Raw genomic sequence first — 18,564 nt, forward strand, 5'->3', positions numbered from 1 at the left:
TTTAGTGAAAGGCATGTAAGCCCGCGTCGAAAGACGCGGGCTTTGTCGTTATAGCAGCGCCGGAAGCTGCGACAGCAGCCACAGCAGCAGGCCAATTACGCCGCCCACCACCGTGCCGTTGATACGGATGCGCTGCAGATCCTTGCCGATATTTAACTCCACCTGGTGCGACATATCCTTCGCATCCCAGCTTTTCACCGTATCGCTGATATGACGGCTTAAAAAGTCCGAGAACTCTGGTGCAACGCTTATCGCCGCCTCTTCCATATGCTGATTCAGCGACGCCCGCAGCTGCGCATCCTGGGTTAAGGTTTCGCCCAGCCACTGTGCGGAAGCGCTGACTTTGCCGTGCAGCACCGAGTCTTCTTTATCCAGATCCTGCTTCAGCCAGCTGCGTAAATCGCCCCACAGCTGCGCGATATAGCTGTTCAGCGTCTCGTCCTGCTTCAGATAGGTTTTGATCTCTTCCGCTTTCAGCTGCATCTCCGGATCGCTGCGCAACCGCTCGATCAGACGCTGTACCGCACGATTGAAGCCCTGACGCAGCTCGTGCGCGCCGTCCTGCTCGATATCGTTAAGGATCGATTTCACCGCGTTGGCCGCCAGCTCGGCACTTTTTTCACCTACCCATTCTGTCGGCAGCATTTTCTCTTTAATAGGATGCTCGCGCTTCAGCCAGCGCATCACCTGCTGCGCAATAAACTCGTGCGTGCCTGGCTTGTTGATCAGATGCAGCAGCTGGCTGATGGCGTCGTCCAGCAGCGCCTGATGACGATTGTTTTTGGTCAGGCTCTCCAGCACCAGCGCTGCCGACTGCGTCAGATCGACCTTATCAATAGCCTTGTGGATAGCGCGCCGCATAAACGCCTGGATACGCGAGTCGTCAGCCAGATCGAGAAAGCCGCGCACGACTTTCAGCAGATAGCCGCTGATGCGGGCGGCGTTAGCCGGTTCACTCAGCCAGCGGGCGATGATCTGCGCCGGATCGTGACGGCGGATTAACGTCAACAGCGAATCGGTGTTCAGGAACTTATCCTGCACGAACAGCGCCAGGTTATCGGCAATGCGATCCTTGTTGCGCGGCACAATCGCGGTATGGCGGCCAACCAGCGGGATCGGCACGCGCCTGAACAGCGCACTGACCGCGAACCAGTCCGCCAGCGCGCCGACCATCGCCGCTTCCGACACGGCTTTTAAAGCGCCGATCCACAGGTTCGTCGACCGCCAGAGGGGATAAAGCACGGTGGCGATAAACAGCAGCGCCGCGAAGCATAACAGCAGCAGCGGCAGACGTTTGGCTTGCGCCAGTTCGGTTTCTTTATTCATAAAAGCTTGCCTGCTCCCGGGCGGATTTAGCAAAAATTAAACGAGGCGGTTCTGGTCGGGCCTCAGTATAGCTCTTCAATGGGATCGGTTTTCCAGGTGTAGTTGCTTAACTGCCAGCTGTTAAAATCGACAAGGAAATGCGCCTGTTCGCCGTTGACGATATCGGTGACGATGCCTTCGTGTACGCTGCCGGTTTTCTCCCGCCAGCTGGCAATCAGCGCCGGCTGGCCCGCTTTTTCCTCCACGCGCAGCCAGACGCGATCCAGAATCTCATCACCCTGCGCTTTCCGGCCGTCGGCGAGGATCAGTTGGGTGGTGGCCGCTGGCGTCATCATCAGCGTGGTTACCCACAGGCCGCGATCGGTTGTCTGGAAAAAATCACTGACTTTTTGCAGGCGGCCCGCGGTCAGCGGCTGCGCTTTGACGATGGCGTCCACCAGCGCAGCGTTGCCGAACAGACTTTCCGGCTGCTTAACGGCGCTGCTGGTTTTATCCAGAGAGAAGTGGAGATAGGGTTTGCCGTTGCTAAAATCGGAAAGGGCCAGCTGCAAACCCTTATCCATTTGCGTGGAGATAAATCGCGCCAGCGCGGGAACATCCGGCGCGGCAGCTTTCAGCCCGTGTTCGATGCGGGCGAAGATCAGCGAAGGATAATAACCAGACCAGACATAGCTTTCCTGCTGCTGCTGTGCCTGCTGCTGCCGACGCAGCTCGGCGATCAGCTTATCGATCTCAGGGCCGTCGGCACCGATATCAATGAGGTAGCTGGCCAGCTCAACACGGTTACGAGGTGACTTAAAGGTGTTCAGGTTCGCTTCGGCAAACTGGCGCGCGCGTTGCTCGTCAAACTGCCGCACGTTGGTGAAAGCATCGGTCAGAATACTTTCGTCATAGCGGCCACTGCGATCGTCCAGCATTTGCAGCGTCAACGGATAAAGCGAGCGTTCCGCTTTCATCGCCTCCAGCACGGCCACTTTTTTATCATTGTTGAATGCATTGTTACCGAGGATATCGGCAATCTTTTTGCCCGTGTCATCCGCCATTACCCGACCAAATATGCCCCGGCTGGCGATAATCAGATGCAGCGCGTCTCTGAACTGATAGTCGTCGGAAGCGGGATTGAGGATGATTGCCATCAGGCGCTGTGTTTCAGCCGCGTTAAGATGGGGCTGGCTGCCGCCGCCACGGGCGTTGTCTCTGGCAAAGCGCAGCGTCAGCGAGTCGAGCAGGGCGCTGGTGCGCAGCTCATCCATAACCCGATAACCGCCGCTGTTTTCATCGTCAAAGCGCAGCCAGCCGTTCACTTTATCGGTAACGATAGCCGTCATTTTGCTGCTTACGCCGGAGATACCGACAAAGCCCGCCAGCGTCAGCACGGTAGCGAAAACGGCGAACATGCCCAAAATCCATTTGCGGGTGTTATCCAGCACCGACAGGGTTTTGTTGATGGCACTTTCGGTGATTTTTGCTTCAGCGTTATCAATTTTGTCGCTGACCTGTTGCAGCAGGCGAAGATTTTCCTCGCGCAGCTTTTCCAGCTCGGCCTTGTGCTGCTGCGTATCCCGCTCTATCAGCAGCTTCGTTAGATCATGCATCGTTTTCTCACTACAGAAAAAGTTAACTGTTGGCGGTTAACGATAATGCAGGCTGGTGCCCGGAGATGCAAACCGTCGCGCTGTGGAGAAAAGTACATAGCGAAGGTGGCAACCGCAGCAAACTTCTGTAATTTATTAATTTTGCGGCGAGGAAAAAAGATGGATGCGGACATTATTGCAGTAGCCACGATTGGCGGCGCGCTGGCGCTGGGTGCCATGAGCCCTGGCCCGAGTTTTATTATGGTGGCGCGTACGGCGGTGGCTTCTTCGCGACGGGCAGGTATGGGCGCAGCGCTGGGAATGGGCATCGGCTCGATAGTGATTTCATTAATTGCGCTAATGGGCCTGCATACGCTGCTGGCGGCGGTGCCGTGGCTGTGGCTGGTGCTGAAGACCGGCGGAGGGCTTTATCTACTGTGGATGGCGTTTAAGATGTTCCGCCACGCGCGTGAGCCGCTGCATATGGAGAACAGCGGCAACATGGGGAAAAGCTTTCGCCGTGCCTTTTTAACTGCTTTTATTACGCAAATCAGTAACCCTAAAACGGCGGTGGTGTTTGCCGGGATTTTTGCCGCGCTGCTGCCGAGCCACATTACGCCAGCGATGTACGTGGCGCTGCCGGTGGTGTCGATGCTGGTGGATGGCCTGTGGTATGCCTTTGTGGCCTGGGCGCTGTCCTCCAGCGGGCCGCGTAATACCTGTTTGCGCTATAAGGCGACGTTCGACCGTATCGGCGGCAGCGTGATGGCCGCGCTGGGCATTAAGCTGATAGTGAAATAGGCAAGGCGGGGACTTCGAAGGCCGGAGGCGTGTATGGAAGAAGCGGTTTGCTGTGGGCCGCGTTTTTGTGTGAGGAGTTTGTGTGGGGAGCGTGTTTAGAAACGGAGACGGGGCGAATTTTTGTGGCGCGGAGAGTGCGTCAGGAAAAGGGGCGGATTTCTGTAGTGCACAGAGCGCTCTGTAAGAAAAGGGCCTGCTTTCTGCGGTGTATGGAGCGCTCTGTAAGAAAAGAGCCTGTTTTCTGTGAAATCGGGGAATGTGCCGGGAACCCGATCGGATCGTAAAGACGCAAAAAGCGTCGTCCCTGACAGCTCGGCCTGCGCCGTCCATGGCGCAGGACGCTTTACTAACCCGCTCGTGTTCCCGCCACTTCAGGTTTTAGCGTGGCCTGTAGGATTGATCGGGGGACGGCTGTGGCTTTGGTGTGGTTTATAAGTTTGGTCAGTGGGCTGTTGTGGCTTTGACGTGGTTTATAAGCCTGGTCTTTGGGCTATTGTGACTTTGACGCGGCCTGAAAGTCTGGCTGGTGAACGGTTGTGGGTTTGATGTGGTTTATAAGTGAGGCCGCTTTGGCTTTTGGCATTGTCTGCAAGCGGGAACGTTCGGCATTGTCTGCAAGGGTAGCTAGTGTTCTGCTGTAGCTTCGGTCTGGTTTACGAGCGTAACCAGGGGACGGCTGTGATTTTGGCGTGGTGAATGAGTCGCTGTAGCTTTTGGGCTGAAGTAAGGAGCAGCTTCTGCTTTGAGCACGACAGGACGCTTTCGCTAATCGGTTGATCTGTCTGTGCAGAGAGTGGAGGCATCTGCACCGTCCTTGGCGCAGAGGCTTGGTGATAATGGCCTAGGAGATAAACTGCTTGCTTTGTTTCAACACCAGATCGCAGGCTTTGGTTTTCACCTTCTTGCCTAATTCGGTGTTACCCAGGCTTTTCAGGTTTACCTGCTGATCGCTGCCGGTATTCAGCAAGCCCATCAGACCTTGTTTATAGTCGGTGGTTTCCTGTGCTTTCGCCGTGTCGGTCAGGCCCAGCTTGCTCAGCAGCTGATCCTTTACGGAACTCACATTGTTATTTACCACGTTGTTCTGCACGCAGTACTGCAACACGCCTGCGGCATTGGTCATGCTGTTAGCGCTGAGCTGCTGATTGCCGCCGTTCAGCAGGCCGGCCAGTGCACCCAGCGACATACCGTTATTCTGCGTGGTAGTTGATGCAGAGTTAGCATTGTTCTGGCTCAGCGTGTTGGCAGCATTGCTGAGCTGATCCTGCCAGCTTGCGGCCGAAGCCACGCCAGCGAACAGGGAAGATGAAACCGTTAATGCCAACGCTATCTTGGTTGTTGCTTTCATTTTTATACCTTCTTTAAATTGTCCGGCACGACCTGTTCCCGGCGCGCACCGATCTCCACAGTGGGACTGCGGGATTAGCCTGGAGTTCCGTATGGGGCGACAGCCCGGCTCGGCAAACCCGGCTTTAAGAGTAGTCCTGGAACTGCTTATTCAGTAAGGCGTTTCATCTTTATGTTGAAACTGCGGCTTGCTATCTTCTGTCATGACTAACTGTAGGTCGTCATCAGGATAGCTGACGCTGTCGCCAGCGGAACCTCCAGATAATGTACTTCCTCGCTGTCCGGATTCATCATCTGATGCGCATTGCCCGTTCCCGCTTTAAAACAGTACACATACCGGGTGCCAGTTTCGTTTCGCCAGCGATCGGCACCGGGTGCCCGGAAAGGATATAGATAAACTCATCCTGCTTTGTATGCGAATGCCGCAGCGCCGAACTGCCGCCAGGCAAAATGCGCGTAAGGTTAACGCCAAAGTTGCTGAGGCCAATCGCCAGGGCGATGCTTGATGTGTTGGTCGGCAAGTGCCGCAAAAGAGTGAAGGGCTGGTTACGGCAGTGGCTTCTGCTGCGGTGACAGCTGTGGGTAGGCTAAGAAAGGAGGAGTCGTGAGGTCGGAAGATTTGGGAGCGGCGGTCATAAGGTTTCTTTGTGGCTGATGATAAAGGTCAGGGTAGACGTTAAGAACGACAAGCCGCTTTCAGAAAGGTGAGGATGTCAGATAAATAGTAGTCGAGTAGCTGGCCGCGTTAGTGAAATGATAGACGTCTCCCTTAACGGAGAGATGGATGGCGCTGCTGTTTATCTGCATTTTGACGTTTTCGTCAGAGGTAGACAAAAATGACTTATATTTATCGCCAGCCTGTTTTAAGAAATCGCTTTCCGCTACCTCAGAAGGAACGAGATAATATTGATAAACGTTTTTTGTAGTAGCGCCAGCGCTGCCTTCCGTTACGTACAGTGTAGTAGAGGAGTTGATCTGTTGTCGCTGTATAACCGACTCTTCGAAAGGCGAAAAATTCGCTACCTTCAGAATGCCGTATGCGACGATCGCCAGTAGTAATACCGCTATAACATACCGCTTCTTAAAATCCCGTGCGCTTCGCATAGTCTATCCCTGCTCTTATCCATGTTTGATCCTGGGGCTTCGCCGTATAGGGCGGGGCGGGTAGTCCCGTTTCCTTGTATGAACGTGCGGTTAAAATCATAAGGAGAGTGTATTTATTGTGCCGTGGTGAGTAAATGAGCAGTTGTGGCAAAATACGTGATATAGCCTGAACGTTGCTTGAACGGCAAGGAAAGGGTAGCGCGACGTTTTTTTAAGCAGTTGCGCGTTTGCCTGCTGATAGGGGTTGCGGAAACAGGGGGTAAAGGTATAATCCACAACGTTTTCCGCATACCCTTCAGTGCCGAAGTGGCGAAATCGGTAGACGCAGTTGATTCAAAATCAACCGCCGCAAGGCGTGCCGGTTCGATTCCGGCCTTCGGCACCAGTATCCTGTCCATCCTCGTCCGAGGAAGTCCAAAAAACCTTTTAAAATCAACATGCAGGCTGATTTTATCATCCGGCATCGTCCGAGCACATCCGTTGCAATCCAGACCCCACTGGGGGCATAATTGGGGGCATCCCCACTTCGATAAAAAATGTGCCCCCAAAATGAAGCTGAATGCCCGCCAGGTCGACACTGCAAAGCCTAAAGAAAAAACTTATAAAATGGCTGACGGTGGCGGTTTGTATCTTGAGGTCACGACTAAAGGATCAAAATACTGGCGTATGAAGTACCGACGGCCAGCCGACAAAAAAGAAGACCGGCTTGCCTTTGGCGTCTGGCCGACAGTTACGCTTGCTGAGGCACGTGCTAAGCGCGATGAAGCTAAAAAGATGTTAGGGCAGGGGATTGACCCCAAGGCTGAACAGAAAGAAGCCCAGGCTGAAAATGCGGGGGCTTACACCTTTGAAACGATCGCCCGCGAATGGCATGCCAGTAATAAGCGCTGGAGTGATGACCATCGTTCACGGATCCGGCGCTATCTCGAACTGTATATTTTCCCTCATATTGGTTTGGCGGACGTTCGTAAGCTGAAAACCAGTCAGCTGTTAGCACCTATTAAAGCTGTTGATGCCAGTGGCAGGCATGATGTCGCTCAGCGCCTTCAGCAGCGTGTTACGGCGATAATGCGCTATGCCGTACAGAACGATTACATTGAATCTAATCCCGCTGTTGATATGGCCGGGGCACTTTCTACCGTCAAGGCTCGCCATTACCCCGCATTACCATTCAGCCGTTTCCCTGAATTTCTTGAGCGCCTGGCCGCATACCGTGGGCGTATCATGACCCGTATTGCTGTAGAGCTTTCATTGCTAACTTTCGTCCGTTCTAGTGAGCTGCGTTTTGCCCGTTGGGATGAGTTCGATTTCAAAAGGGCTTTATGGAAAATTCCTGCACAACGCAAAGAGATAGAAGGAGTTCGTTACTCTCACCGTGGTATGAAAATGAAAGAGGAGCATCTTGTACCGCTAAGCCGTCAGGTTTTAGCCCTCCTGGAAAAGTTGAAGCAATTAAGCGGTGACAACGAGAGGCTCTTTCCCGGCGATCACGACCCTAAGAAAGTCATGAGCGAAAACACGGTTAACAATGCTCTGCGCGCTATGGGGTATGACACAAAAACCGAAGTTTGCGGGCATGGCTTCAGGACAATGGCACGGGGTGCGCTGGGTGAGTCGGGATTATGGAGTGATGATGCGATAGAACGGCAGTTGAGCCACTCCGAGCGTAACAATGTACGCGCTGCTTACATTCATACTTCTGAGCATTTAGATGAACGCAGATTGATGGTGCAATGGTGGGCGGATTTTCTTTATGCGAACAGTAGTGAGTACGTCTCTCCTTACGATTATGCAAAACGTAAGTGAGGCATTGCGATGCGCAATTTAGCCACTCCAAAACAAAAGCGTGTTTGGCACGAAGCTATATTGCTTTTCCCCTCAGCGCGCAATGCTACCCCCGCCTCGCCTGCCCGCTTTATGCATCGATTTTTATGCAGCTGCATGAACCGGGCGAAGCCCCGCCGGGCACGGGCTGACGGGGTCTCTGAGTTGCTGCATTCTGCATGCAAAATCATGCACGTTATGCATTCACAGCTCTTTACAAACCCGGCTGGCCAGAAAAAGGGCGTTGAAAGGATAAAAAGCGGAGACAAAAAAGCCGCTGGTTTCAGCGGCCGTTATGGTCAGTGGAGGGTGCGGAAGGACGAGCCGTAGCGCCCGAGCGTCTGCCGTTCTTTCATCGGCTCCGGGGCGACTGCGGGAAGCGGTTCGGGCTGCGGCGGTGCGGTAATGACCTTCGTGATGCTCTCGCTGGTTTTGAACGTGCAGGAGCAGTCGAGATTGGTGCACTGGTGATAGCGCTCCTTCACCTGTTCCGACATATAGCGGCTCGATTTGGCATGCGCCGGGCTTTTGCAGTACGGGCAGTGCATCATTTCTTTTTACCTTCCCTTATCCACGGACGGTGTACGTGGATGGCATCCCACGCCCTGTTGCGCTTAATCGGATTGGCATACAGGACCATATCCACGCCGGTGAGCGCCGGACGCCACAGGCCGATATTCTCCAGCACCGGCGCTTCGGTGAGTACCTTCTCCGGCAGCGCGGCCGCCGCGCGGGTCAGCGCGTTACCAATCAGCTCCGCCACGACCTGCATATCGCTGCGCTCGTCGTCGTCGCGTGGATTGACCTTTTCACGCTGGAGCCGCAGGCGGATGGCCCACAACAGCGAAGGGCTGACGTTGCGCAGCGCCGACTGCCAGGTCGCGTCGGCAAACTCGTTGAAGGCCAGCTTGTGTGCGTATACATATTCTCTGCCCGTGCCACAGGCGTTAAGCATGAAGACCTGCTTATCCAGCTCCAGCTCGGCAATCAGCCCGGTAAACTCTTCCGCCAGCTCCCGGCTGGCAATGCGCTGGCTGTGCTCCGCCTTCAGCTCGTCGGTCAGGTTGCCGCGCAGGTTGCGAAAGCGGGTACGCCAGTTCGTTTCGGCTTCCTTTCCCGCCTCGATGGCCGCCTCACGCTCCTTCTCGCAGCGGGTAATGTCGGCGCAGGTGTTGTTGTACTGTTTCATCTTCTCAAGGTGCGCGGTACGGGCGTGCTCAAAGTTTTTCAGGGCGGTGCTCTTTTCCGGGGTGCTCATAGCGTTGTCTCTTCATCTGTAAAGGATGTCGCTATTCTGCTGTTCACCACCGGACAAATCATTTCATTGCTGTCTGCCTGTCGCTGAGCAAACACGGCCAAATCTTCACCGGAAACCCTCTCTGAGCTTTTAGTTTTGTATAAAACTGTTCACTACTCTTCACTCTTGTAAAAAAGATAATAAATACAGTAAGTAAAGGGGTGAACACCTGAGAATGAACTGTTCACCGGGTGTTCACCACTGTTCACCCGCTTTTAAATCGACCTTTTCTTGGCGAGCAAGGTTTAAGGATTTAATTTGTGATAAGGAGCAACTTTCGGCTGTACTGCTTAGAAACTTATGCAATTAAAAAATAATTTATATAACTTAAATTCATTAATTTTTTTTCGTTCCGGCCAATATAGGCCAATAACGACCAATATCGACCAGCACCGACAAATCAACTTTTTTACTGGCTTATCAACAAAAAAAGGCTTGTTTACACGGGGAAAAATATTATCAAAATAGGGGGTTACCAGCACAACACGACCGGAACCGGCCAGCGCCGCCCGGATACAAAATGAGGTAACACCATGCTTTCCACCGCTTCACCATCTGCCCCGGCGACGCCGACCGTAAACGACCTGCAGTACCCCCGCGACCGCTTTATGCGCCTGCCGGAAGTTATCAGCACCTGCGGCCTGTCGCGCTCCACTATTTACGACCTGATTTGCCGGGAGCAGTTTCCCTCGCAGATTTCGCTCGGCGGCAAGAACGTCGCCTGGCTGGCGTCGGAGATTGACGACTGGATGCAGGTCCGCATCGCGCAGCGTGCCGGAGGTGCGGCATGATTAAGCTTAACTTCGGCACCCGCAGCTATCCGCTCAGCCAGGAAGAGGCGGTGTACGTGGCCGAAAGCCTGCTTTCCGCCATTGCTGGCAAAAAATCCACGCTGCCCGCATTCAACAGCGGCCGCCACGGCCATATTTCCGTGCTTTCCGAAAAGCCGAAGCCCGCAAAGGGGAGCAAGAGGGAGAAAAACGAAAACTTCCGATCAAATCCGCCGCAATCCGATCACGTCCTGACCGATTGCTGAGGAAAAAGGCCCGATGCGTAAAAAAAGGCTTTTTTCTGGCGAGCCGTCGGTGTACTGTTTTCCCGCTGCCGCAAAATCGGCAGCCGGGCGTAGGAACCCGAGCTTAACCTTGGCGACACAGCACGCGCCACGCGTGTTTTTTTACGTCGTTGCCTCAGTGCGCCATTTTTTAGCGCAGCGGTTCTTATGCCGTTGCGCCTGTAAAACAATGGTGGCTCAGGCGGGGCAGCCTTCGGGCTGGCCGGTTTCCAAGGTTGCCGGTATTCCTACCCCCGTCTGGGCTACCACCCCCGAGTGTAGGAACTCTGGTGGTAGCTTTCTTAAGCTAACCCTGGAGAAAGCCATTATGGCCGCAACCCTTATTTCTGCACGCATGCAGTTCACCTTTTTATTTGCCGCCGTGCGCCGCGCCGATACCGCCGCCCGTCCCTGCATGCTGCGCACCACCGCCGAAACTGAATCCGCCGCCCGCCGACTGCTGGCCCGCGATTACGTGCTGTCCTTTGCCGGCCGCCTGCCGCTCTGTGAGGTGGCCGCATGAATACCCTGTCAGCCCGACTCAACAACCACGACAGCTACCCCATTCCGCACGCCGATTTTCTGCGCCTTCAGCATGCCCACAGCGTGGGCGTGACCGTGCTCGATATGCTCGACGTTATCGAATGCTCCGGCAACCGTAAGGACGGCCCGGACGGCAACGCGCTGGCATCCGTGGTGGCGCTGCTTACCGACCAGCTGGGGAAAGTGGTCAGCACCTGCGAATCCGTCATGCTTAACGATATGGAGGTCTCCCGTGACAACTAATAATCAGTCCTGCCTGCCCGTTGAGGTACGCACCGCCGTCTATCGCCGCGCCGTGGCCCAGGGCTACCTGACCGCCTGCGAGCGCTACGGCCTCGACGTTGCCGCCTCGCTGGACGAGGTGCAGATGACCATCGCGCTGGAGCTTGAGGGCTATTACGTGCGTAAGTACGGCCCGGAAAACGGCATGGACATGGCCTGCACCATGCTCAGCGAAATGGTACAGCCCGACGTGTTGGTCGCCGCGCCGCGCCTGACGCGCATGGGTGAAACCATGATGGATGAACTGCTGTGCGGCCGCCTGGCCGCCTCAAAAACCACGCTGCATTAAGGAGGCCGCATGAAACATATCGTCACCGATACTGTGCGCGCCGCCGCCGGTCACTGGCCGCAGCTTTTACCCGCGCTGGGTATCAGCATCAACGCCGTCGGGCAGCACTCGCCGTGCCCGGTCTGCGGCGGCAAAGACCGCTTTCGCTTTGACAATCAGGCCGGGCGCGGAACGTGGGTCTGCAACCAGTGCGGCGCGGGCGACGGGCTGGCGCTGGTTGAAAAGGCGCTGGACGTGAACACAAAGGAGGCCGCCTGCCGGGTGGCCGTGCTGATTGGCACGCTGCCGGTTAAGCCGGTTCAGGCACCCACGGAGAAAACGGACGAGAAAAAGGCGCAGGCTCGCCTTAAGGCGGCAAAGGAAGCCGCCCGGCTTGTTGCCGGAGCGAAAGCGAATACCGGTAACGTCTACCTGACGGGCAAGGGGCTGGCTGAAACGTCCGTTCTGACGCTGACCACTTCAAAACGCATCAGCGACACCACCTATCAGCCCGGCGACCTGCTTGTCCCGCTGACGGACTTTACCGGCGACACGGTTAACGCCCAGCTGATTAATGCTGACGGCACCAAACGTACCCTTGCGGGCGGTCAGGTGAAAGAGGCTTTCCACCGCCTGGGTGAACCCGGCGACACGCTCTGGCTGACCGAAGGGTATGCCACCGGCCTGACCGTGCACCGGCTCACCGGCCAGGCTGTTTACGTCGCCCTGAGCGCCAACAACCTGCCCGCGCTGGCGGAACGCCTGCACGCGGAATACCCGGAGACGCTGATACTGATTGCCGCTGATAATGACGAGAACGGCACCGGCCAGCTGCGCGCCGAAGCGGCGGCAAAACGCTGTAACGGTAAACCCGCACTGCCAGCCGTCACCGGCGACTGGAACGACGTCTTTCAGGCAGAGGGGGAAGTCGCTACACAGGCAATGCTGACCGCCTTTACGCAGCCGAAAGCGCTCAGTCCGTTTGAGTCGGTGAGCGAGGCCGACCTGAAGGCCATGAGCGCCAGCCAGAAGGCCGAACTGCTGGCCGCGCACTACCTCAACACGCTGGCCGTGCCGGTGGTGGGGGAAGACCTGTGCCGGTATGAGGGCGGCGCGTGGCAGGTGCTGCCGTACCGCGTGCTCAGCCGGGAAATCGCCGCGCTGTTTCAGAGGGTGCGCGCGCCGTTCTCGGCAACCGGTATAGGCGGCATCGTGGACACGCTCAAGCTGATGGTGCCGCAGATGGGCGCACCGGCCCGGCGGCTGATTGGCTTTCGTAACGGGGTATTTGATACCGCAACCGGCACCTTTGGGCCGCATAAAAAAGAGAACTGGCTCCGCACCGTTAACAGCGTGGACTACACCACGCCCAAAGCGGGCGAGAATCTGGCGGATGATGCGCCGCACTTCTGGCAGTGGCTGACGCGGGCGGCCGGACGCAATGAGGCGAAGCAGGAGCGTATCCTCGCGGCGTTATTTATGGTGCTGGCAAACCGCTACGACTGGCAGCTGTTCCTTGAGGTCACCGGCCCCGGCGGCAGCGGGAAAAGCGTGATGGCATCCATAGCCCGCCTGCTGGCAGGCGAGGACAACACCACGGCGGCAACCATCGACACGCTGGAGTCGTCACGGGAACGTGCAAGCGTGGTTGGCTACTCCTTAATTATCCTGCCTGACCAGGAGAAATGGAGCGGCGATGGCGCGGGCATCAAGGCGATTACCGGCGGTGACGCCGTGGCGATTGACCCGAAATACCGCGACGCTTATTCAACGCACATTCCGGCGGTGATACTGGCCGTGAACAACAACCCGATGCGCTTCAGCGACCGCAGCGGCGGCGTGTCGCGTCGTCGGGTTATCCTGCCGTTCCCGGACGTGATACCGGCGAACGAACGTGATCCAAAGCTGCTGGAGAAGATTACCGGTGAGCTGGCGGTTATCGTGCGCCACCTGATGCAGCACTTCAGCCGCCCGGACGACGCCCGCGAACTGTTGCAGGCGCAGCAGTCGTCGGAGGAGGCGCTGGAAATCAAGCGCAGCGCCGACCCGCTGGTTGACTTCTGTGGCTACCTGACGCCGCTCAGCACGCCGACCGGGCTGTTTATCGGCAACGCCAATATCCGGCCCATGAACCCGCGCCGCTATCTGTATCACGCCTACCTGTCTTTTATGGAGGCAAGAGGCCATCAGCACCCCATGAGCCTGACAGCGTTCGGCCAGGCGGTGCCTCAGACGCTGAAGGAATACGAGATAGAACTGCTGAAGCGCAAGACAAAAAACGGCATCCAGACCAGCCTGGAGCTGAGTGAAGACTGCGAGGCCGACTGGCTGCCGCGCTGCGAGAGTTAGGCAACCCGATAACACCAAACCGGCTCCGGCCGGTTTGTGCCAACAGCGGACGTTGCCTGCATCATGGTCTGTTAGCCTGTGTGGATCACGTCATTGCCCCACGGTTTCTAATTGAAATAAACACACTAATTAATATGTAGATGATATCTATTTCTGATAGTTAACTAATGAAAATTATAGTGGAATAGGATAGCACTTTTAGCGATTAAAACAGTTGCCCACAGAAAAAAACGACAAAAGTAAGGAGAGGTGTGATATTGGTTTAACGCCTGAAACCGGCTAGTAAGCACAGCGTGTTTGAAAGCGTAAACGCCGGGATCTGTATGTTGGCGCTATCCGTGATGGCATTGCAGGCACGATTTTACCGGACCATCAGGTGCGGAACTAGATAATTATAGCAGTTGCATTCAAAGCGCCGCATAAAGCGGGCTGGCATAGCGGTTAAAGCATTGCGTGCATAATGAAAAATACTTATGATATAAAATATCTACCACGTGACATATTCTTTTAGGTGAAAAATGGATTTCGACAAGGATCAAGACCTCATCCCTGAGTTTCTTAAAAATTCAATCAATGAAAAAAAGCTTGTCATCTTTGTTGGTGCAGGTCTTTCCCGATCGGCAGGTTTACCTGATTGGAAAAAAATAACAATGGAGATACTTGCTGAAAACATAAAGACAATATCAAAAGCAACCGGGTTTTATTCGGCATTAGAAAACGATGTAATGACCCCGCTAGAGGTCCTTGACAAAATACAGAACGATAAAAAAACAATCCTTGAAGGGTTTGAGCGGAAATTAAAAATAAAGGACAATGAAAGTAAAATACATAGAACCATAAGTGAAATTAGTCGGAAAATAATAACCACCAACTTCGATAGGCTCATCGAAAGTAATAGTTCAATTGAAAATATCATTACTCATGATAGTCAATATAATTTATCCAAAATAGATGATCATGACGAATTCATACTAAAAATTCATGGGGATATCAATCAAGCCGATAAATGCATAATTTTCACCAATCAGTTTGATGAACTTTATAAAAATGAATCACTCGGGGTATTTCAACTTCAAAAGTTACTTTCAGAAAACACATGTTTATTTGTGGGGTTTTCGTTTCAAGACCCCTATGTTAAAGAACTGTTTGAATATATCCAAGAAAAATATAATGGATTTGGTAAAAAAAACTTTATCATTTCTACTAGTGAAATGCAAATCCCCGGAATTACAACCATCAAGCTATCCAATTACGATGAGCTACCCGATTATTTTAATAAGTTACTGTCTTTTTCCCCATACTCATTAGAAAAAATAAAAGAGGTTATAGAAAAAAAAGCACCATTTTTAAATAATAGATTGTTTTCCGCAGAGATGGATGGAAGTGACATTCCTCCATTAGTATCGACTTGGGTTGGAAGAGAAAGAGAGTTGCAAGCAATCCAAAGACAATATTACAAAGTAATTTTTATAACCGGGTTCGGCGGTGAAGGTAAATCAGCTTTAGCTTCTCAAGCTTTTTCAATGCTGCAAATCGCTGGTGATTATTCCATTTATGACTGGAGAGATTTTAAGGAAGAGGAACATAACTTTCATTATAAAATATTATCCATGATCCGTCTTGTTTCTTCTGATTTTAATTTAAATAGCCTAAGTGGTTTGGATGATGAAACCCTTATTCAGATATTCTTCAATAAATTATCAAGTAAGAAAGGTATTTTTATATTAGATAATGTAGACCGCTATATCGATATGGAAACCCTTGAGCCGATTAATGAGATCGGTAAGTTTTTCAAATCAGCAATGAAATTCGAACATCAATCTACATTTATATTTACTTGTCGTCCATTTATTCAATATGCAACGGTTGATTTCATCCAGCTTTCTTTAAAAGGATTAACGGAAGTTAATACAATAGAGCTGTTTAATAAACCTGAAATACCTTTAAGCAAGGAAAAACGTTTGCATTATGCGAAAGTTGCGCATAATTTGACTAAAGGCCATGCTCTTTGGTTAAACCTAATAATGGCTCAGGCTTTGCGTGGAGAAAGCAGCTTGCAGCATTTTTTAAGCAATATCGGCTCGTCTATTTCTAGCGACTCCACAGATTCAGCATTACTAGCAGAAACGATTCTTAATAAAGTTTGGAGTATATTAAATGAACGAGACCAAAAGCTATTAAAAACACTTGCAGAAGCTATTCGTTCGGAAACTGCTGATGATTATGCAGAAATACTTCGTGATGAATTGAATTACAATAAATTTAGTAAGTCATTGAAAACACTATCTAACTTAAACCTAATCATAAAAAAAATAAATAGCGATTATATTGAGCTACATCCATTAGTAAAAGAATTCGTCCGAAAAAATCATTATGTTGGTGAACGCAGTAAGTATATATATTTACTAATAAAATATTATGACAAATTCCTGGTTGTATTAAAGGAGAAGTTGAGCCATAAACTCAACTTCAAGGAATTATCTAGCTTCACAAATAAGGCAGAGCTTGCTATAAACGCAGCAGATTATCAAGAAGCTATTAACTCTTTAAAAGAGGTTTACTCAGCAATTAATGCCGCTGGTTATACTGAAGAATACCTTCGCGTATGTAAAATTTTCCTAAATTCCTTTTCATGGTCAAAAAACAGTACATCAAAAATTGTGAATTTAGATGTATTCCTTAATGATGCATCATCTATGGCTGCCGAATATGGAGATATGGCCACCTGTAATCTTTGCATCGAAAAATTTGAAAGCGTGGTTGAAGGGAAAGACGAAAAATATATACAACTATGTAAAATGAAAGCATTTTCTTCATGGACTGAGAAGAAATACGATACTGCAATTAATATATGCGAAGAGGCTCTTTACTTGCTGGACAGAACCAATCAGCCAGATAAATATGATATCGGACATACACACGCACTTAGCCTAAGAGATAGTGGTGAACCTAAGAGTATTTCAAAAGCGCTAAAACTGTTCACCGAGAATATTTCTCTTGAAACAGTACTTGATCAAAGCGAGATTATAACTGATAAGTTTAGTGCATCAACTTATGGCAATATAGGGAAATGCTTAGCATTAAATAATAATCATACCGATGCATTGACTTGTTACTACAAATCATTTTATTGTGTGATGCAAGAAAATGATGCAAATCGTCTTATAAATTTCGGGCATGTTTCAAAATGGATATTTGAAAGTTTACATGCATTGGGTGAAAAGCTCGCAAGTTGTTATTTTTTAAAGTTGGCTCTTGATTCTTGGGAGTCGACCTCACCATATTATTATGGTCAAACAGCAGCCTGTGATCCGTATAAAAAAGTAATTGGCATGTTCGTAGAAAACGGCATTAATGAAATGGATAAATGGAGGATTGAAAAATACTGCATTGATTGGGTTAATTCAAAGTCCCCTTATAAGATATAATATTAAGGGGCTGATAAATAAATATTAAATTCAGCCCCAACCCATTATGATGAGTAACACTTTTACTTAATATCATCCTTCCTAATCAATTAATTAATCGCTAAATTTGAATCTTTCAGTCACAAATAGCAGTTTGTTACATACCCTTAAGTGAACTTACTAGCTTAATGTGGACACGTTTCTAAACGAGGTTCTGATGTCCGCTGTTCGCTCATAGCAGCCTTTAACCTTAGACAATGAGCGTTGAGTTAATTAGTAACATTCTGCCATAAACTGAGGCTGACTTCGATTTGCCAGGCCGTAAAGCTAGCCACTGGCTTCAGTGAGATAGATAGCTATCTGAAAAATCCATACCGGCCAGACCGGATTTTATGCCTGAAAGTGAGTAGTGTTCACCCTCCGGTGAAGAGTGATGAATAGTACAAATGCAAGTGATCACCATTTAACAATATGATAATAAAGGATAAAAATGTAAGGTGAACAGGGTGAACACTTTTTATTAAAATCTTTTTTTCTGAGTGGATATTAAAATTTTAGGGGCGGTAGCGCCGGTAGGGGTCTACAGGACGGAACCGAACCGAGAGAATAAATTTATTAAAAAAGTAATGAGTGACTTTCAATCAGTTCCATAACTGTTTGTTTTTAAACACATGGCCATAAATTATTGTGGGGGCACAAAAGGGGGCACTTTCAGTATTGATTCATAAAAAAACCAATTAAAACATCTTATTGCGTGGATATTTGAGTCCGGCCTTCGCACCATCGGAACATCAATAGACGTCAACGGACGTCTTTTTTTGTGCCTGAAATCCAGTATTCGCAAGGCTTTCCTCGCTTTTTCACTCAACCTAAGTCAACCTGATTCAATCTACATCAACTTACTGATGCGGGTACAACTGCGGGTATATCCCGGTTCGATAATGTTTGTACCCACACAGAACCCTTGAAAGGATACTCAACATGGCTCTGAGTGATGTGAAGGTTCGTACGGCTAAGCCTGAAGAAAAAGCATATAAGCTTACTGATGGCGACGGCATGGTTTTGCTGGTTCACCCGAACGGTTCCAAATACTGGCGGCTGCGTTATCGTTTTGGCGGTAAGGAGAAGATGCTGGCGCTTGGGAAATACCCTGAAGTTTCGCTGGCGGATGCCAGGGCACGAAGGGATGAAGCCCGCAGGCTATTAGCTAATGGCGTCGATCCTAGTGAGAACAAGAAAACTGTTAAGGTAGAACAAGAGCAAGAAGCGATAACGTTTGAAGTGGTTGCCAGAGACTGGCACGCCAGCAATCAGAAGTGGTCTGCATCACATAGCGCTCGTGTTTTGAAAAGTCTGGAGGATAATCTCTTTGCTGCTATAGGTAAGCG

Annotated in this window: 17 protein-coding genes and 1 tRNA gene; 11 read left to right on the plus strand and 7 right to left on the minus strand. The window is 51.2% G+C overall.

The features are described 5' to 3' along the window. Window positions 1–48: 48 nt before the first annotated feature. Together AB6T85_RS19285 and AB6T85_RS19290 are read right to left on the minus strand one after the other, a co-directional pair. A complete protein-coding gene (locus AB6T85_RS19285; protein WP_369896386.1) occupies window positions 49–1,326 on the minus strand; it encodes a DUF445 domain-containing protein in 1,278 nt (425 codons plus the stop codon). Between the two features lie 62 nt (window positions 1,327–1,388). After that, window positions 1,389–2,921, minus strand: a complete 1,533-nt coding sequence (locus tag AB6T85_RS19290; RefSeq protein WP_253458038.1) for a hypothetical protein — start codon at window positions 2,919–2,921, stop codon at window positions 1,389–1,391. A 159-nt stretch (window positions 2,922–3,080) separates the two neighbouring features. Between AB6T85_RS19290 and AB6T85_RS19295 the strand changes: the two genes are divergently transcribed. Next, the gene (locus tag AB6T85_RS19295; protein ID WP_369896387.1) at window positions 3,081–3,701 is read left to right on the plus strand and encodes a LysE family translocator; all 621 of its coding nucleotides are present in this window, start codon (window positions 3,081–3,083) and stop codon (window positions 3,699–3,701) included. Between the two features lie 841 nt (window positions 3,702–4,542). Here the strand turns inward: AB6T85_RS19295 and AB6T85_RS19300 are convergent. From AB6T85_RS19300 to AB6T85_RS19310, 3 genes are all read right to left on the minus strand, one after another. Beyond that, window positions 4,543–5,049: a YjjA family protein gene (locus tag AB6T85_RS19300; protein ID WP_253458044.1), complete on the minus strand. Its 507-nt coding sequence runs from the start codon at window positions 5,047–5,049 to the stop codon at window positions 4,543–4,545. A 206-nt stretch (window positions 5,050–5,255) separates the two neighbouring features. Beyond that, complete coding sequence (locus AB6T85_RS19305) at window positions 5,256–5,381, minus strand: cupin domain-containing protein (RefSeq protein WP_369896388.1); 126 nt, start codon at window positions 5,379–5,381, stop codon at window positions 5,256–5,258. Window positions 5,382–5,744: 363 nt separating this feature from the next. After that, window positions 5,745–6,152: a hypothetical protein gene (locus AB6T85_RS19310; protein WP_369896389.1), complete on the minus strand. Its 408-nt coding sequence runs from the start codon at window positions 6,150–6,152 to the stop codon at window positions 5,745–5,747. A 300-nt stretch (window positions 6,153–6,452) separates the two neighbouring features. Between AB6T85_RS19310 and AB6T85_RS19315 the strand changes: the two genes are divergently transcribed. Together AB6T85_RS19315 and AB6T85_RS19320 are read left to right on the plus strand one after the other, a co-directional pair. Next, window positions 6,453–6,537, plus strand: a tRNA-Leu gene (locus tag AB6T85_RS19315). Between the two features lie 164 nt (window positions 6,538–6,701). Next, entirely contained in the window at window positions 6,702–7,958 is a 1,257-nt protein-coding gene (locus tag AB6T85_RS19320) for a tyrosine-type recombinase/integrase (protein ID WP_369896390.1), read from the plus strand. 317 nt (window positions 7,959–8,275) lie between these two features. On the opposite strand, the gene AB6T85_RS19325 is transcribed toward AB6T85_RS19320, so the two are convergent. Continuing rightward, window positions 8,276–8,527: an ogr/Delta-like zinc finger family protein gene (locus tag AB6T85_RS19325; protein WP_369896391.1), complete on the minus strand. Its 252-nt coding sequence runs from the start codon at window positions 8,525–8,527 to the stop codon at window positions 8,276–8,278. Next, the gene (sid, locus tag AB6T85_RS19330; protein WP_369896392.1) at window positions 8,524–9,234 is read right to left on the minus strand and encodes a capsid size-determining scaffold Sid; all 711 of its coding nucleotides are present in this window, start codon (window positions 9,232–9,234) and stop codon (window positions 8,524–8,526) included. Before sid ends, AB6T85_RS19325 begins: the two co-directional genes overlap by 4 nt. 572 nt (window positions 9,235–9,806) lie before the next feature. Here sid and AB6T85_RS19335 point away from each other — a divergent pair. The 8 genes from AB6T85_RS19335 to AB6T85_RS19370 all read left to right on the plus strand — a co-directional run. Further along, window positions 9,807–10,064, plus strand: coding sequence for a helix-turn-helix transcriptional regulator (locus tag AB6T85_RS19335; RefSeq protein WP_369896393.1), 258 nt, complete (start codon window positions 9,807–9,809; stop codon window positions 10,062–10,064). Further along, window positions 10,061–10,309: a hypothetical protein gene (locus tag AB6T85_RS19340; protein WP_369896394.1), complete on the plus strand. Its 249-nt coding sequence runs from the start codon at window positions 10,061–10,063 to the stop codon at window positions 10,307–10,309. Before AB6T85_RS19335 ends, AB6T85_RS19340 begins: the two co-directional genes overlap by 4 nt. Before the next feature lie 13 nt (window positions 10,310–10,322). After that, entirely contained in the window at window positions 10,323–10,850 is a 528-nt protein-coding gene (locus tag AB6T85_RS19345) for a host cell division inhibitor Icd-like protein (protein ID WP_369896395.1), read from the plus strand. Beyond that, the gene (locus AB6T85_RS19350; protein ID WP_104085309.1) at window positions 10,847–11,113 is read left to right on the plus strand and encodes a hypothetical protein; all 267 of its coding nucleotides are present in this window, start codon (window positions 10,847–10,849) and stop codon (window positions 11,111–11,113) included. The genes AB6T85_RS19345 and AB6T85_RS19350 overlap by 4 nt, the downstream gene beginning before the upstream one ends. Next, entirely contained in the window at window positions 11,103–11,441 is a 339-nt protein-coding gene (locus AB6T85_RS19355) for a DUF5375 family protein (protein WP_369896396.1), read from the plus strand. The genes AB6T85_RS19350 and AB6T85_RS19355 overlap by 11 nt, the downstream gene beginning before the upstream one ends. A 9-nt stretch (window positions 11,442–11,450) precedes the next feature. Then, window positions 11,451–13,769 carry a primase-helicase zinc-binding domain-containing protein gene (locus AB6T85_RS19360; RefSeq protein ID WP_369896397.1) on the plus strand — a complete coding sequence of 773 codons (2,319 nt, stop codon included), beginning with the start codon at window positions 11,451–11,453 and terminating at the stop codon, window positions 13,767–13,769. A gap of 518 nt (window positions 13,770–14,287) precedes the next feature. Then, window positions 14,288–17,197 (plus strand): SIR2 family protein, encoded by a 2,910-nt coding sequence (locus tag AB6T85_RS19365; RefSeq protein WP_369896398.1) that lies wholly within the window; start codon window positions 14,288–14,290, stop codon window positions 17,195–17,197. Window positions 17,198–18,157: 960 nt separating this feature from the next. Then, window positions 18,158–18,564 (plus strand): tyrosine-type recombinase/integrase (locus tag AB6T85_RS19370; protein WP_369896399.1); only part of this gene is annotated, 407 nt, incomplete at its 3' end.

It is taken from the genome of Erwinia aeris, from assembly GCF_041224955.1.
GTDB classification, from domain to species: Bacteria; Pseudomonadota; Gammaproteobacteria; order Enterobacterales; family Enterobacteriaceae; genus Erwinia; species Erwinia aeris.